This window comes from Italian clover phyllody phytoplasma str. MA1, from assembly GCF_000300695.1.
Taxonomy (GTDB): domain Bacteria; phylum Bacillota_I; class Bacilli_A; order Acholeplasmatales; family Acholeplasmataceae; genus Phytoplasma.
On the sequence record NZ_AKIM01000145.1, the window covers coordinates 1 to 513 of the forward strand.

General features: G+C 25.0%; 1 pseudogene. It reads left to right on the forward strand.

Annotated features, from left to right (window positions below):
- A pseudogene (locus tag RI01_RS03710) lies at positions 1-428 on the forward strand (type IVB secretion system protein DotG/IcmE); the annotation flags it as partial.
- Between the last annotated feature and the right edge of the window lie 85 nt (positions 429-513).

Here is a 513-nt window from a genome sequence, read left to right on the forward strand (position 1 = left end):
CAGATTTTAAAAAATTAGGGGCTAGAGTTAATTATTTAATACAACTTGGTTTTACAGCTAAAGATTTAAAAGATGCTGGGTATACACTTAAACAATTAAAAGATGATGGATTTACAGTTAAAGAATTAAAAGATATTGGATTTACAGCTAAGGAATTTAAAGATGATTTATTTAAAGATGTTGGATTTACAGATGAAGAATTGACATATGAAGAATTAAAAGAATTAAAAGAATTAAAAGCTGCTGGATTTACAGCTAAGGAATTTAAAGATGCTGGATTTATACCTCGTGACTTAAAGATTGCTGGATTTACAGCTAAGGAATTAAAAGATATTGGATTTACAGCTAAAGAATTATTTTATGCGTATTCATTTAAAGAATTAAAAGATATTGGATTTACAAATGAAGAATTAAGATATGATGAATGAAAAGAACTAAATTAAAAAAGATAAATTAAATTTTTTTAAGTTGGTTGTTAAATAAACACTTAAACAACGAAAACTGAACGCAAAA